The organism is Nocardia sp. NPDC005745 (assembly GCF_040630775.1).
Taxonomy (GTDB): domain Bacteria; phylum Actinomycetota; class Actinomycetes; order Mycobacteriales; family Mycobacteriaceae; genus Nocardia.
Genome location: NZ_JBEXYF010000008.1, coordinates 36,827 through 51,010, shown reverse-complemented (window position 1 = coordinate 51,010; position 14,184 = coordinate 36,827). Strand labels below are relative to the sequence as shown.

Sequence of the window (14,184 nt, the reverse complement as noted above, 5' to 3'; positions counted from 1 at the left end):
GCGGCGGATCGCCGTGCTGGGGTCATCGCGGGACAGCGACAGGGGCTGAGGGGCCGCCGTAGGGAGTGGGGATGGACAACGGCCCGATCGGTGGGGGCTCAGCGGTCTCCAGCGGATCACGCCGCGGGGCGGGAGGCACGGGGTCGTCGGGGGGACGTGGAGCGTTGCGCGCGCCGCGGGGAATGAGCGTGGTGTCGGTGTCTGTGCAGTCCGCGTGGAGATACGGTTCGGCGTAGTCGGGCACCGAACCCGGGCGTCGTGGCACGTGGTAGTCGCAGGCGTAACGGGGGTAGATACTGGCCAGCGCCCAGACTCCCCCGTCGTGGAATGCCGAGGTGACGGCGTCGAGCGCTGATCCGGCCCGCTGCTGGGGAAAGAAGAATTCGTCGAGGGCGGGAATCCGGGAATAGGCGACCTGGGAGACGGTGACGAGGTTGCCCAGGAGTTGGACCATGGTGGGTGAGTTCTCCGCGAGGATGGCGTCGAGGGCCGACAGCATCGGCGGTGTCTGTGTGACGAGTTGTTCGAAGCCGCCGGTCATCGAGGAGACGCCGCCGAGTGTGGCCGACAGGTTCGCCGCGGTGGACCGCAGGGTGGCGCGCCCGTCGCGCAGGGTCGCCAGCACGACTCTGCTGTTGTGCAGCAGGTTCACCGTCTGCGGCAGGACCGCGTCCAGTGTCGAGACGAGAAAGGCGCCGCCGTCGATGATCGTGGCCAGTTTGTCGGGGCCGGCCCGGCCGACGCCGAGTTCGCGGGAGATCGCGGCGAGTTGAGCGGGATCGATTTGGGCGAGTGTGCCGCTGAGGCTTTCGAGCATGTCCGACAGCGGCACGGGCGTGGAAGTACGCTCGGCGGTGATGACAGCGCCGTCCGCGAGGTACGGACCGTCGTTGGTGGCGGGAAGGAAGTCCAGGTACTGCTCGCCGGCCGCGGACAGGGCCGCAGCCCGGACGGCAGCGGATGCGGAGATCCGCACATGCTCATCGATGGCGGCGACCGCGATCACCTTGTCTCCGGCCACATCGACGGTCTCGATCCGCCCGACGCGGACTCCACGCAGTGTGACGTCCTGCCCGGCGAGCAACCCGCCGGATCGCTGCAGTTCGACGCGCACTCGATACGGTTGGTCGAGCGGGTCGACATCGAGGGTGCCGACGAGGAGATATCCGCCCGCGCCGACGAGGATCGCCAGCAGACCGGCCAATGACATCGCCAGCCGGTGTCGATGCGCGCGCCGGATGATGCCCACGACCAGCCGGGCGGACCGTTCCCCATTGCCGGGGCGGAAACTCGTGGTCATCGCGGCGCGCCGTCCAGCCGGGTGCCCAGTCGATCGAGCATGTGCTGCAGCGAGCCCACGAAGGCCGCCCAGTCCGTGGCGTCGGGAAGCCTGGCACCGGGTGCGCCGGGAAAGCCCGGGTCGGGGACCGCGCCGACGGCGAGCCGGGCGACGTCCACATCGACATGGCCGTTCGGGCCGCTGATCATCTTGATGACGATCCCCAGCATGCTGTTCAGCTCGTCGAGGTCGGCCTCCGGGTTGACCGCCGCGGCGTTGAGGCCGGCGGCCAATTGATCGAGGTTGGCTGCCATGCTGGTGTCGTTGGCGCCTTGGAGGCTGGGGAACCGCGCGAGTTGGGCGGTGATCGTATGGATGCGGTCCACGAGAGTGACGAACGAGTCGGTGTTGTCGGCGAGGACCCGCATGGCGGGTCCTGCCGCGGCGACGGCGTCGGCGAGGGTGGCCTGCTGGGTGGCGAGGGTCGCGCCGAGATCGGCCGCGGAGCGCAGGACGTCGTCGATCTGCGCGGATCGGGCCGAGAGCGTGGCCAGCGAAGTGCGGGTCTGCTCCAGCAGCGCGGCGAGCCGCTCGCCGCGGCCCCCGACATGTTCACCGAGTGCGGAGATCACTCGGGTGAGGTAGTCGATCGTACCGCCGCTGACCAGAAGCGATGCGCGAGTGAGCATTTCCTCGATCGTGCTGGCCGCCGAGGTCGACTCGATCGGAATCGTATAGCCGTCGCCGAGCATCGCGGTTCCCGGTTCCGGGGCCGGAGGTGGTTTCAGTGCGACGAATACATCGCCCATGGGTGTGGCCGATCTCAGTTCTGCCGATGTGCCTACGGGCAGGTGCACCGTGGCGGTGATGCGCAGGGTCACCACGGCGGTGTAGTCGCGCGCCGACATGGATTCGACTTTGCCGATGTCGGCGCCGTTGAGCTTCACCTTCGCCTTGGCCGGCAGATTGAGGGCATTACCGAAAGTCGCCGTGAGGGTGTAGGTGTCGCCGCTCGACTTCGGGGCGGGCAACGGTAGCCGGTCCAGTCCGGTGGCGCATCCGGTGGCCGACAGGGCGAGCGCGGTGACGGTGGCGACGAGGAGGCGCATGTGCTTCGGTCGTGTCATCGGCCGTGCTCTTCCGCCAGCCCCGCCAGGATGGCGGTGATCCCGAAATCCGGTCCCATGTCCCGCATGGTGCCGGTGGCACAGCCGAGATTGTTCAGCTGCAACAGATTGCAGACCTGCTTGACCATCTGGCCGTCGAGCAGAAGCCTGTTGATGTCGACCGCCGCGCGTAGCGCGCCGACGCTGTGGTCGATGGCGTTGTAGGCGTTGTCGGTGACCAAGGGAAACACGTCGAGGAATTCGGCGAGGTTGTAGTCGTAGGCGGCCAGTGACGTCGACAGGGTGTTCGCGCCGGTCATGAGCCCGGCGATGGTGCCCCGGTGGCGGGCCAGCAGGTCGGTGACTTGCGCGATGATCCGGTTCAGCGCTGCGCCGGCCGTGCCTGCGCCCAACTGTTGCTCGGCCAGGAAATCGCTGAGTCGAGCTACGGCGGAGCCGAATTCGCGTAATGTCCGGTCGTTGCGCGCGGCTGCCGCGGTCAGGGCGTCGAGGTTGGTGACGACCTTGGTGATCGCGTCGCGGGTGGCGGCGCCGTGGTCATCGCCCGGTTGCAGCGCGTGTGCGAGTTCACCGAGCGCGGCGCGCATGTCGTCGCCGTTGCCGCTGGTCGCCGCGGCGCCGAGGTTCATCAGGTCCGCGACCGGGCCCGAGCCGGCGCCGTCACCGCCCAGGGAGGCCGACAGTTTCTGCGCCATCGACAGCAGGGCGTCGAACTCGACCGGAGTCTTCGTGCGGGTCGTGTCCAGCACCGCACCGTCGCGCAGGGCGGGCCCACCCCGGTAGACCGGTGTCAGCTCGACGTGGCGGTCGGTGAGTATCGAGTCGGACACCGTGACCGCTCGCACATCGGCCGGAAGCCGGGTTCCGCTGTCGATGGTCATCTCGACTTCGACGTCGGTCCCGCGCGCGTCGATGCGGACGATCCGGCCGACGCGCATCCCGAGCACCGATACGGAGTTGCCCTCGTAGAGGCCGTTGGCGTTGGCGAAGTGGGCCGTGATGGTGGTGGTGTCCGCGCCGGGTCCGGCCGAGCATCCGGCCAGGCAAGCGGCGGTTAGTGAGACCACGGCCAGTTTGACGGTGGCGAGAGTGACACTCATCGGCAGTCCTGTAGGTAGGGGGCTTCGCCGACCGCGACAGCGGTGGCGCTCAGCGCGCACATCCAGGAGTCGACGAAGGCTCCGTCTGGGGCGTTGGCGTTCAGCTCCGCTCCGGTCCCGGTGGCGTTGGCGAACAGCCGCCACGGAACCGGAAGGATCTGCAGGATGTTGCGCAGCAGGTCGTCGTGGCCGGCGATCATCGCGGTCATGTCGCGCAGGTCGGTCAGCAGTTGCTCGATCTCGGCGTGTTCACCGACCGCGACGGGTTCGAGCCGGTGTACCAGGGTGGTCGTCGCTTCGAGTAGCCGACGCAGCGCGGCTTGCCTTGCGTTGATCTGCTGAAGCACGGTGCGGCCCTGCCCGATCACCGCGGCCAGACCGGCCTGCTGTTCGGTGATGACGGTGCTGACCTGGCCGGTGCCGGCGAGCAGTGCGCCGATCTGGTCGCGGCGCTGCGCGATGACGGCCGACAGGGATCGGACATCGCGCAGGACGCCGGGGAGCACGGATGGCACCCCGTCGAGTTCGCGCGACAGAGATGTCATCGACCGGGCGATCTGGTCGGCGTCGAGTTGATGGAAGGTGGTGGTGGCGTCTTGCAGGGCCGTCTCTAGGTCGTAGGGGACGGTGGTGCGGGACAGGGGAATCCGGTTGTCGCGAAGTTCGCCGGTGCCGGTGGAGCGAAGCTCGACATAGCGGGAGCCGAGCAGCGTGGTCAGTTTGATCGCGGCTTCGGTGTCCGCGCCCAATGTGACGTCACCGTTGTCGATCGTCATGGTCACCTCGACATGGTCACCGGCCAGCCGGGTGCCGGTCACCGTGCCCACGGGGATTCCGGCCCAGGTGACTGCGTCGCCCGCGCCGATACCCGCGGCTTGGGCGAAGTCGGCGCGGTAGGTCCGTGCGCCGAGGTGTAGCGAGTTGAGCACGACCACGGCGACCAGCACCAACACCAGCGAGACGACGGCGGTGAGCCCGATGCGCAACGAGGTGTCCACTTCGGCCACAACGCCTGTGGTGCCGGGATTTCGTGGGCGGCGGCTGATTGCGCGCAGTTGTTCGATCATGGTTCTACCTGCAGATGGCGGAGTTCTGGGAATGGCCGGAGGGGGAGGTGGCGCCGAGGATCCGCGAGATCACCGGGTCGACTCCGGGGACGAGACCGAATCCGATGTCGCAGACATAGGCATTGACGAATGCGCCACTGTCGGTGGCGCGGACCATGGACTGCAACAGCAGCGGAAGGTTGAATCCGAGGTAGGCGAACCGTTCCCGGCCATCGACGAAATGTCGTGCGAAGCCGGGTTCGCGACGGATGAACTCGTTCAGCGACGGGGCGGCGCCGTCGACGACGCTCGCGGCATCGGACACGACGGTGGCGATACGGTCGGTCTGCTCGATCAGGGTGTCGCGGCGGGCCTCCAGTGCATCGAAGAGCTTGCGGGTCTGGGCGAGTGCCGTCCGCATTCCGGTGCTCTGCGCTGCCAGGGTGGTCATCACGACCGAGAGATTGTCGATGAGTGTGCCGAGGATCTGGTCGGGTCCGGCGAGGGATTGCGCCAGAGTCGCGGTTTCGGTGATCAGGGCGGCGACCGCACCGTCGTCGCCTTGGAGCGCTCTGATCAACGCGGCGGTCAGGTTGTCGACGTCCTGAGGGTCGAGGGTGCTGAACAATGGCTGGAATCCGTTGAGCAGACCGGAGATATCGAAGGACCGTTCCGTGTGTTCGAGCGGGATCTGCGCGCCGGGCGCCAGCGGCGTCGCGTCCCCGAAGTCGGACAGGCTCAGTCCGAGGTAGCGCTGCCCGATCAGATTCTGGTAGGTGACCGAGGCCAGGGTGTTGCCGTAGACGGTCTGATCCCGGCGCAGCCGGAAGGTGACCTCGGCGTGTGGTCCGTGAACGTCGATGGCATCGACTCGGCCCACCCGCACACCGGCGACCCGGACGTCATCACCGACTCGCAGTCCGGAGACATCGGTGAACACCGCGGAATAGGAGTGGGTGTCGCCGGTGATGTCGCGTCGCAGGGTCGCCTGCACCATCCACGTCAGCAGGGCGGCGACGAGCAGGAACGCGGTGAGTCCGGCGAGGTCGCGTTTATGTTTCACCGTGGTTCTCCTGCCGGTGGTGCGGGGGTAGCCGGTGCGGTATCGGGAGGCGCGGTTCCGCGGTCGGCGAGCGACTGCGGGGCCAGGCCGAACAGCTCCGCGAGGCCGACGGATTCGGGCGGCAGGCCCAGGCGCTCGGCGAGACGTCGTCGTCGCTCAGGTCCGCTCACCGGCAGGTCGAGGGTGCCGATGACGGGTGGGCCCGCGGCAGGGCCGTTTTCGCAACTCGCGCCGGCCAGTTCGCCGTAGCGGGGGCAGTCGGTGCGGGTGTACTGCTTGTGCGGGGTGAGCTCGACGATCACTTCGGCGGTGCCGCTCTGGTCCTCGGCGTTCCAGAAATCGTGAGTGAACACGCGTGCGACTCGGGTCTGGGAGGTCGTCATCTGGACGAAGTTGCCGCTGCCTGCGGCCAGAATCTGCAGGACCGGCCCCATTCTGCTGTTGAGGTCGATGACGGTGTCGGTCCGATTGGTCATCGCTGTGCCGACCCGTTCGCTGGTCGCGATGCTGCCGGTCAGCAATTCCGCCAATCGGAGTCGCTGCTCGGCCACGCTGCGCATGGGCCCGACCGCGTCGTGCAGCGCGGCGAGGAGATCGGGTGCGGATTGCTGCAACCCGTGCACCGCCTCCGATAGCCCGGTGAGCAGCGACAATTCACCGGTAGAAGTCGCCTCTGCGTTGTAAGCACGCACGATTCGTTCGAGCTGGGCCGCGGCTGCCAGCGCGTCCTCACCCCGGCCCCGGGTCGCTCGCTCGACGGTTTCGAGGATTCCGACAGTGGGGTCGGAGCGGGGTCGCCCCACGGCGGCGACGATGTGGCTCAGCGCGGTCAGTGAGGTCTGTAGCTGCACGCCGGCGCGACTGTGGTCCTCCGGGATCCGGGCCCCCTCCGCCAGGGCGGCACCGGGGCCGTTGTCGATGAGCTGTATCGAGGGCACAGCGAAGACGTTGCTCGGGACGACCCGCGCCGTCACGGTCGCCGGAATCCCGCCGGCGTACTCGGCCAGCAGATCGATACGCACCGAGTTGGCTCGGCCGTCGGCTGCCGGTACCACATCCCGCACACTGCCGACCAGCACGCCGCGGTATTTGACATCGGACTTCCTGGGCAGTCCGTCACCGACATCGACCAGTAGCGCGGTCACTTCGACGGTCCGCGCGAACGCGCCTTCGGATCGGGCGATCATCGCCGCGACGGTGGCCGTGATGACAACCAGGACGGCCAAGCCGCGCACGAACAGCACCGCGTTGGACAGGTGCCTGTCGTCGGATTCGAATACGATCGCCATCGCGCTACCCGCTGATTCTCGAACCGGCGTCGAATCCCCACAGCGCCAGCGTCATCAGCAGGTTCACCGTGATCATCACGGTGATGCTCGCGCGCATCGCCCGCCCGGCCGCGATGCCGACGCCCTGCGGCCCGCCGCGCGCGTAGTAGCCGTAGTAGCACTGGACCGTGGTGGTGACGATGACGAAGACGATCGCTTTCAGCAGCGAGTAAACGATGTCGGTGCCGCTGAGCACCAGGTCGAAGTAGTGATCGTAGGTGCCGGAGGATTGGGCCCCGGCGACGCCGACGAACAGCTTCACCGCGAGGTAGTCCGCGGCCAGCGCGGCTAGGTAGAGCGGGACCATCGCCACGACCGAGGCGATGAGCCGAGTGGTGACCAGGAACGGAACCGGGCGGATCGCAATCGAATCCAGGGCGTCGATCTCCTCGGCGATCCGCATCGAGCCCAGCTGGGCGGTGAACCGGCAGCCCGCTTGGGCGGCGAACGCGATGGAGGCCATGATCGGGGCCAGCTCGCGGGTCGCGGCGGTGGCCGCGATCATTCCGGTGGCGGGTTGCATCCCGAGCAGTTTCAGCGCGTTGAACCCCTCGATGCCGACGATGCCCCCGGCCGCCGCGCCGAGGAGGATCATGATCCCCGCAGTGCCGCCGCCGACGATGAGCGAGCCATTGCCCCAGGTGACGTCGGAGATGATGCGCAGGGTTTCCCGGCTGTAGTGCCGCAGGGCCAGCGGGATCGAGACCACGGCGCGCACGAAGAAGGTGAACATGTGCCCGAGCCGGATGATCCCGTACCACGGTGGTCGCGCCACCGCGATCACCGTCCGAACTCCGGGTGGGAGATAGGTGGTGGCCATCAGAGTGTCGTCCTCGGGAACAGCATGGTGTAGATCTGGGTGAAGCCCAGATTGATCACCATGAGCACGACGATGGATGCCACGACAGCGGCGTTGACCGAGTTCGCGACACCTCCCGGTCCGCCCCGGGTGTTCAAGCCCTTCTCGCATGCGATGACCACGACGATCACCCCGAACACCGCGGCCTTGACCATGGCCAGGTACAGATCACCCGCGGTCGCGAAGGAGGAGAACGTCGCCAGGTAACTGCCCGGTGTCCCGTCCTGGACATAGACGTTGAACAAGTAGCCCGCGAGGAATCCGACGAAACAGCTGACGCCGGTGAGGCCCATGGCGACGACGATCCCCGCGGCCAGTCGCGGCACGACGAGCCGGCGCAGCACCGAGATGCCCATGACCTCCATCGCATCGATCTCGTCGCGGATCTTGCGTGAACCGAGATCCGCGCACAGCGCCGAACCCACCGCTGCCGCAAGCAGAATGGCGGTAACCAGCGGAGCCGACTGACGGATCACGGCCAAACCGCTCGCCGCCCCGGCCAGCGCGGTGGCGCCGACCTGCCCGGCCAGCAGACCGAACTGGATGGAGAGTGTCGCGCTGATGGGCAGGGCGACCGCTACCGTCGGAAGCAGTGAGGTCTTGACCATGAACGCTGCTTGCGCGACGAATTCGCCGAAGGGGAAGCGGCGTCCGGCGATGTCGGTGAGGAGATGGCGAAAGGCGTTGCGACCGAGTGCGACCTGCCGACCGACGGTCTGCAGCGACGCGATCGGGTGCCGCCGTGCGTACTCCTTCGACCAGTTCTTGATCTCGGCGACCGCGGTGGGCGCGGTTGGATGGTTGTTCGGGGCCTCATCGAGTGTCACTATGAGCCTCCCTTTTGGTGTCGACGTGATCGGAGTCGTAAGAGGGCCGCCACGGATTGCCCCTATCGATGCGGCGCCCGACTGCGATTGGTCTTCGGGTCGGACGCGTTGTCGTCAGCGCGGTTTGGATGCGGCGAGTTCTCGAAGGGACGACAGGAACAATTCATCCATTCGCGGACTGAGTTCGCTCAGCGTGGTCGCGCCGGCGTGACCGGCGGAGCCGAAGACACGTTCGAGGGCGTCGGTGGCGGTGGCGGCGCCGATGGACAGGCACAGGCAGGCGACGCCGTCGGCGCGCAGTTCTTCCAGGGCCTTGCGGGCGTCGGCTTCCGCGTAACGGCCTTCGTAGCCATCGTCGTAGGGAAAGCCGTCCGAAAGGACGACCAGCAGCCGGTTCTGCGTACCTGCTTCATTTCGGAGAATCTCGCCTGCCCCGCGGATGCCCGCGCCCAGACGTGTGTAGTTCGAGGGTTGGAGTTGGTTGAGCCGGGCTCGTCCGACCGCGCCGAAACGCTGGTCGAATGTCTTGATCGCAGGTAGGTGGACAGCATGTCGGCCCTGCGAGCGAAAAGCGTAGACAGCGACGCGGTCGCCGAGCTCTTCGAGCGTGAGGGCCAGGGTGGCTGCCGCCCGTCGCTGATGGTCGTGGACGGTCAGGCCCGCCGGATCGGTGTCGGTGGCCGATCCGGAGGCATCGAGCAGGATGAGGACGCCGAGATCGCGCTCGAGTTTGCGGCGTTCCAAGTAGATGTTCTCCGCGGGCGAGTATCCCGAACGCAGATCGACGACGAGATCGATGAGTGCTTCGATATCGAGCTCGTCACCGTCGGGGCGGCTGCGCAGCACCTTCGAGCCGAGGCCGATGCGAGACAGGCGTCGTCGGAGTACGTCGTCGGGTGGGACACCGGCGGCGGAGATGTCGGCGGCGACTGTCAACGGGAAGTCGATGACCCGGCACCAATCGGGTCGATATCGCTGGGAGTGTACGTCCCACTCCGGATGGAGGGCGCCGCCCACTCCCAGCGCGGCGCCGGGCTTGCCGTCATCGGTGAAACCGATACGCGTGGGCAGAGGCCGGGCATTCGCTCCCACCTTCCGCACCCGTCGGACGGCGCGAACTCGCATCTCTGCGCCTGCCGCTCCGTCTCCGGGAGAACGGGAGTCGCCGAACAACTTGCGTAACCGATCCGACAGAGCCCGCGAGTTGAACAGAGGATTCTCGAACAGTCTGAGAATTCTACTTCCGGTGGCCTGCTCGCTGTCCCGGTCATCGTCGTCGGCCTCGGGCAAGTCGATGGGATCGAAATCCAAGCGCAGCTCCTTGTCGGTGGCCTGTGCACCCGCTCCGGCTGTCGCTGCCAGCAACCGGGAAGGTCTGATGACACCGAACCACTCGGGTGGATCGGCAACCGGCACACGGCCTGCGGCCACTTCGAGCGACTCCTCGGCGGTCGCGGTGCCGGGTGGCTCGAGGGGCCCGAGCGTTGTTGCGAGGGGGACCTTTTCGCCGAGTTCGGCGAGCACTCGGCAACCTTCCAGCGCCAGGTAGCGGCGCGCTACCGCGGGGCGTGCCCGCAGCGTCCTGACCAGATGCCGATCCAGGCTCCCCGCACCGAGCAGGGCGGTCTGGACCAGCATCTCGCGGCGCTGTTCCGCGGTGGACCGATCCGCCGAGACGAAGACGGTCCGACCGTTGGTGTGAGCGGGTCGGCCGGCGGGTGCTTCCGCCACATCGACGGACCGACCGGCGACGAATGTCGCGAGGAGCCGGAAGCGGTCGAGGTTCGCCGGATTCGAGGCGTTCATGTCCGTGGCAGGACGGCGTCGGCGAGTTCACCGAGGGCACGCACGACGTCGGGATCGTCGGAGAGGGCCTGGACGACGGCCGACTGGGCGGCGCTGCGCAGGCTCAGCCCCTCGGCGACGAGACCGCCTGCCAGGATCAACAACCGGGTGGAAGCGACTTCGCGCAGCGGTGCCCCGTCCAGGTGGCGAATCGCGTGACCGAGTGAGACCAGGGCACGCGCGGTGTCGGATCCGATTCCTGCTTCGTAGGCGACCACTTCGGTCTCGATATCGACGGGTGGGAAGTCGAGCTCGATGGCGACGAAACGCTGGCGGGTCGACTCCTTGAGGCTCTTCAAAACGCTCTGATAGCCGGGATTGTAGGAGATCACCAGCTGAAAGCCCGGAGCTGCTCGCAATGTCTTGCCGAGGCGATCGATCGGTAGTTCGCGCCGGTGGTCGGCGAGGGGGTGGATGACCACGGTGGTGTCCTGGCGGGCCTCCACCACTTCGTCCAGGTAGCAGATGGCGCCCTCGCGCACGGCCCGGGTCAGCGGCCCGTCCACCCACACCGTTTCACCGCCCTGGAGCAGGAACCGGCCCACCAGGTCCGCCGAGGTCATGTCCTCGTGCCCGGCGGCGGTGATCAGCTCGCGACCGAGCTCGTGTGCCATGGCCTCCACGAAGCGTGTCTTCCCGCATCCCGTAGGGCCTTTCAACAACACCGGCGAACCGCGGCGAGCTGCGGCGTGGAAGACCTCCACCTCGTCGCCGACCGCCCGGTAGAACGGCGCCTCCAAATCCTGGAGTACGGCGGTGGATCGACTGATCGACATATCAATTTCCTCGCTCGAAGGGAACGACTTCCGGAAGTTCTTCCCCGTCGGGGAGAACGAGCCGGCCTTCGGGATCGATGTAGCCGGTGTTCTTGCCGGGGATCGGCAGAACAGGATCAGGACACAGCCGCCCGGTTCCTTCACCACAGATGCCCATGTCGAAGTACGAGCGCTTCTGGATGTCCTCGGGCCAGGGGTCGGCGTTCATGCCGAACCACTGAGCGGGAAGGTTGTAGCACACGAAGAAGAACACGCTGCACGCCGCGAAGATCGCCAGGAAACGGGTGAGTTGCTGCTGCACGAACCCACCTCGGACACGTTCCAGCCCCCGCTCGACGAATGTCCTGCCACGGTCGTCGGTGAAGTAGCGCAGTGCGCACAGACCAGCCTGGACACCTCCCCACATGAGCCCTTCATAGATCGGCCATTGGTAGTAGGTTCCGGCATTGATCGACAACGATTGGATCGCACCGGGATAGGTGAAAAGCCCCATCGGCATCAGGAACATGCCCTCGATGACGAAATCGAAGAAGAACGTCCATACGATCAGAACGCCGATCAATCCGAGGTTTCCGATATTCGGCCATTTCGCCTTGGCCCGGCGCATGATCCAGCATCCGAGTATCGTGCACAGCAGAACTCCGTACGAGTAACCCGCCGCATTCATCAGCAGCGGTTCCGCCATCATCGCGCCCGGTTCGCCATACGATCGCCAACCCGGAACGTGCTGCACCCACGAGCCCCGGTTGAACATCCAGGTGTTGTATGTGCTCCAGGTGTTGAAGTAATTCAGGAGCGGATCCTGGAAGAACAGCAGGCCGCAGGCCACCAATAGCATGCCGTCGGTCGTGATCCGCCGCTCCCGCCGCCACGGCCTGACGATGAAGTAGTAGACGCCGATCGGCCAGCCGGCCAAGACCACCGCTGTCCACGTGATCAGGACTGTCTTCATCCACACGGGCGGATCGCTCGGCCCGGTGGGCACCCGCACGAAATAGGGCCCGGTCGCCCAGCGGATCCACACATACAGCTGGAACGCAAGGATCGCACCGCCGAGAACGGCCCAGATCCGGACCGGCTTGACCGTGGACCGAACCTGGGTGCCGAGCGTGGCCACTCCGCCGAGCGACTCGGTGACAGGGGGTGCGTTCTTCCTATTCGACAGTCCGCTCATGACACTGTCTCCTTCGGATAGTTGCAGTACAGCGCTCACGCATCCGTGCGACCAGGGGATACGGATCGGCGATGAGCCCGATGTAGCAGGGACCGTGGTCGACATCGTTCGACTACGGAGAAGTCATCAAGTGCCCTCCGTCGAGGGCCCGTCCAACCAAGATACCACTTAGTATCTCACCACCCAAGTAGTTTCTGAGATCCTCCGCTACACTGACCCGTATGGTCGAGCGATGGACGTTGGAGCGCCGCCTCGAGCGCACCCGTTCGCTCCTTCTGGATGCCGCCGAGGCGGTGTTTGCCGAGAAAGGCTTCACGGCAGCGACTCTCGACGACATCGCGCATACCGCGGGCTACACGAAAGGCGCCATCTACAAGCACTTCGCCACGAAGGAAGACTTGTTCTTGGCACTGAGTGACCGGTACTTGCGTCGCTATTTCGACACTTTCGCCGAAGTGCTCTCCTCGGTGTCGGAAGTAGGGGCACGCGAACTCGACGCGATCGCCCAGCGGTGGCGGCAACTCGGTCACGACCGCGGGACCGATCACGCCGCGCTGGGCTACGAGTTCACGTTGTATCTGCTTCGCAACCCCGAGGCACGGGAACGTGTAGCGGCCAAAAGGGCCGAGGTCGTCGAGTCACTGGGCAGGTTCATCGCCGAGGGCCTCGACCGGGTCGGCGGAACCCTGTTGATCCCCCCGCTGACGTTCGCGCACATGCTCATCGCCACCAGCGACTCGGTCGTCCTCGGAAGCCAGCTCGACGACGTCGACCTCTACCGGCCGATCATCGAAATGTATGTGTCGGTAATCAAGTTGCCCTGACCGCGCCACACCCCCTGCCGCCGACACCGCACCGCCGGGGGACGTGACGCCCACCGGCGCCGATAGCACGACAATCTCAGCGGCGACCAGCTCGGTCACCTCACCGGAATCGATCACCGCGCCAGTACGGCACAGGGAGGCAGTGACCGGCGGTCAACCGGATCTCGCCCCGGCGATCCCCGAGGATCGACAGCACCGGAAGTCGGCACGACCAAGGCCGACCAGCAGGCGGTGTTCATGAGGTCCACCTGCGTGGAAGCGGAGGAGCCGCGGCCGCGGTTTGCACACGCCGGCATCCGAGAGGGCGCCGGGGGCAGCCGACAGCCCTTTTGCGCCGAGCCGGGGTCAGGACTCCCCCGCTACGAGATCGGCTCCGCCGCACAGCGATACGCGGCACCGTGAAAGATATCGACTGATTCGATCATGAATTTGTATCCGAAGTGAAGATCAAATGGCGTTACCTCGGCACAATATGTCGTTAGCCAACTATTAACGGTGATTATCCCCACAATAAGAGAAGTGGATTTATAGATCTCTTTTTCCTAACGTTGCTGGTGCACGCCGCAATGGCGTCGTTATCCAACCGTGAAAGGAAGCTTCGTACATGTTCACTCGCAAGGCCCTGATCGCCGCCAGCAGCATCTCCGCCGCCGCCCTGTTCTTCGGCCCGGTCGCGGTGGCCTCCGCCGCCGGTTCCGGCGCCGCCGGTTCCGCTGCCACCGGCTCCGCTGCCACCGGCTCCGCCTCGGGTTCGGCCGACGGCGGCTCGTCCACCGGTTCCGCCGGTTCGTCCTCCGGTTCCGCCATGCTCGACTCCGGCAGCTCGGCACTCGACGGCGGCACCTCCGCGATCGTCAACATCATCGATGCGATCACCGGCGTCCGGGACCTGAACCAGCCCCAGCCCCCCGCCGCCTGATCCGGTCCCGGTAGATC

Annotated in this window: 13 protein-coding genes; 2 read left to right on the top strand and 11 right to left on the bottom strand. The window is 66.5% G+C overall.

Features of this window, described 5'->3' with window-relative positions:
* Window positions 1-22 precede the first annotated feature (22 nt).
* The 11 genes from ABZ420_RS10890 to ABZ420_RS10840 form a co-directional block, all read right to left on the bottom strand.
* A complete protein-coding gene (locus tag ABZ420_RS10890; protein ID WP_357120107.1) occupies window positions 23-1,300 on the bottom strand; it encodes an MlaD family protein in 1,278 nt (425 codons plus the stop codon).
* Entirely contained in the window at window positions 1,297-2,406 is a 1,110-nt protein-coding gene (locus ABZ420_RS10885; protein WP_357120104.1) for an MlaD family protein, read from the bottom strand. Before ABZ420_RS10885 ends, ABZ420_RS10890 begins: the two co-directional genes overlap by 4 nt.
* Window positions 2,403-3,506, bottom strand: coding sequence for an MCE family protein (locus tag ABZ420_RS10880; protein ID WP_357120101.1), 1,104 nt, complete (start codon window positions 3,504-3,506; stop codon window positions 2,403-2,405). The genes ABZ420_RS10885 and ABZ420_RS10880 overlap by 4 nt, the downstream gene beginning before the upstream one ends.
* Window positions 3,503-4,573, bottom strand: coding sequence for an MCE family protein (locus ABZ420_RS10875; RefSeq protein ID WP_357120098.1), 1,071 nt, complete (start codon window positions 4,571-4,573; stop codon window positions 3,503-3,505). Before ABZ420_RS10875 ends, ABZ420_RS10880 begins: the two co-directional genes overlap by 4 nt.
* Before the next feature lie 4 nt (window positions 4,574-4,577).
* The gene (locus ABZ420_RS10870; protein ID WP_357120095.1) at window positions 4,578-5,615 is read right to left on the bottom strand and encodes an MlaD family protein; all 1,038 of its coding nucleotides are present in this window, start codon (window positions 5,613-5,615) and stop codon (window positions 4,578-4,580) included.
* The gene (locus tag ABZ420_RS10865; protein ID WP_357120092.1) at window positions 5,612-6,904 is read right to left on the bottom strand and encodes an MCE family protein; all 1,293 of its coding nucleotides are present in this window, start codon (window positions 6,902-6,904) and stop codon (window positions 5,612-5,614) included. Before ABZ420_RS10865 ends, ABZ420_RS10870 begins: the two co-directional genes overlap by 4 nt.
* Window positions 6,905-6,908: 4 nt before the next feature.
* Entirely contained in the window at window positions 6,909-7,763 is an 855-nt protein-coding gene (locus ABZ420_RS10860) for an ABC transporter permease (protein WP_357120089.1), read from the bottom strand.
* Window positions 7,763-8,629 carry an ABC transporter permease gene (locus ABZ420_RS10855; protein WP_357120086.1) on the bottom strand — a complete coding sequence of 289 codons (867 nt, stop codon included), beginning with the start codon at window positions 8,627-8,629 and terminating at the stop codon, window positions 7,763-7,765. The genes ABZ420_RS10860 and ABZ420_RS10855 overlap by 1 nt, the downstream gene beginning before the upstream one ends.
* Before the next feature lie 114 nt (window positions 8,630-8,743).
* Window positions 8,744-10,435, bottom strand: a complete 1,692-nt coding sequence (locus ABZ420_RS10850; RefSeq protein ID WP_357120083.1) for a VWA domain-containing protein — start codon at window positions 10,433-10,435, stop codon at window positions 8,744-8,746.
* The gene (locus ABZ420_RS10845) at window positions 10,432-11,250 is read right to left on the bottom strand and encodes a CbbQ/NirQ/NorQ/GpvN family protein (RefSeq protein ID WP_357120080.1); all 819 of its coding nucleotides are present in this window, start codon (window positions 11,248-11,250) and stop codon (window positions 10,432-10,434) included. Before ABZ420_RS10845 ends, ABZ420_RS10850 begins: the two co-directional genes overlap by 4 nt.
* Before the next feature lies 1 nt (window position 11,251).
* Window positions 11,252-12,424 carry a spirocyclase AveC family protein gene (locus ABZ420_RS10840; protein ID WP_357120077.1) on the bottom strand — a complete coding sequence of 391 codons (1,173 nt, stop codon included), beginning with the start codon at window positions 12,422-12,424 and terminating at the stop codon, window positions 11,252-11,254.
* 221 nt (window positions 12,425-12,645) lie between these two features.
* Here ABZ420_RS10840 and ABZ420_RS10835 point away from each other — a divergent pair, with 221 nt between their 5' ends.
* Entirely contained in the window at window positions 12,646-13,248 is a 603-nt protein-coding gene (locus ABZ420_RS10835; RefSeq protein WP_357120074.1) for a helix-turn-helix domain-containing protein, read from the top strand.
* A 604-nt stretch (window positions 13,249-13,852) separates the two neighbouring features.
* Window positions 13,853-14,167, top strand: coding sequence for a hypothetical protein (locus ABZ420_RS10830; protein ID WP_357120071.1), 315 nt, complete (start codon window positions 13,853-13,855; stop codon window positions 14,165-14,167).
* Window positions 14,168-14,184: the final 17 nt, after the last annotated feature.

Bases quoted from the DNA above. Each gene is read 5' to 3' on its own strand.
- ABZ420_RS10890 (WP_357120107.1), bottom strand. From the start codon at position 1,300: ATGACCACGAGTTTCCGCCCCGGCAATGGGGAACGGTCCGCCCGGCTG.
- ABZ420_RS10845 (WP_357120080.1), bottom strand. From the start codon at position 11,250: ATGTCGATCAGTCGATCCACCGCCGTACTCCAGGATTTGGAGGCGCCG.
- ABZ420_RS10875 (WP_357120098.1), bottom strand. From the start codon at position 4,573: ATGATCGAACAACTGCGCGCAATCAGCCGCCGCCCACGAAATCCCGGC.
- ABZ420_RS10835 (WP_357120074.1), top strand. From the start codon at position 12,646: ATGGTCGAGCGATGGACGTTGGAGCGCCGCCTCGAGCGCACCCGTTCG.
- ABZ420_RS10840 (WP_357120077.1), bottom strand. From the start codon at position 12,424: ATGAGCGGACTGTCGAATAGGAAGAACGCACCCCCTGTCACCGAGTCG.
- ABZ420_RS10850 (WP_357120083.1), bottom strand. From the start codon at position 10,435: ATGAACGCCTCGAATCCGGCGAACCTCGACCGCTTCCGGCTCCTCGCG.
- ABZ420_RS10880 (WP_357120101.1), bottom strand. From the start codon at position 3,506: ATGAGTGTCACTCTCGCCACCGTCAAACTGGCCGTGGTCTCACTAACC.
- ABZ420_RS10830 (WP_357120071.1), top strand. From the start codon at position 13,853: ATGTTCACTCGCAAGGCCCTGATCGCCGCCAGCAGCATCTCCGCCGCC.
- ABZ420_RS10885 (WP_357120104.1), bottom strand. From the start codon at position 2,406: ATGACACGACCGAAGCACATGCGCCTCCTCGTCGCCACCGTCACCGCG.
- ABZ420_RS10865 (WP_357120092.1), bottom strand. From the start codon at position 6,904: ATGGCGATCGTATTCGAATCCGACGACAGGCACCTGTCCAACGCGGTG.
- ABZ420_RS10860 (WP_357120089.1), bottom strand. From the start codon at position 7,763: ATGGCCACCACCTATCTCCCACCCGGAGTTCGGACGGTGATCGCGGTG.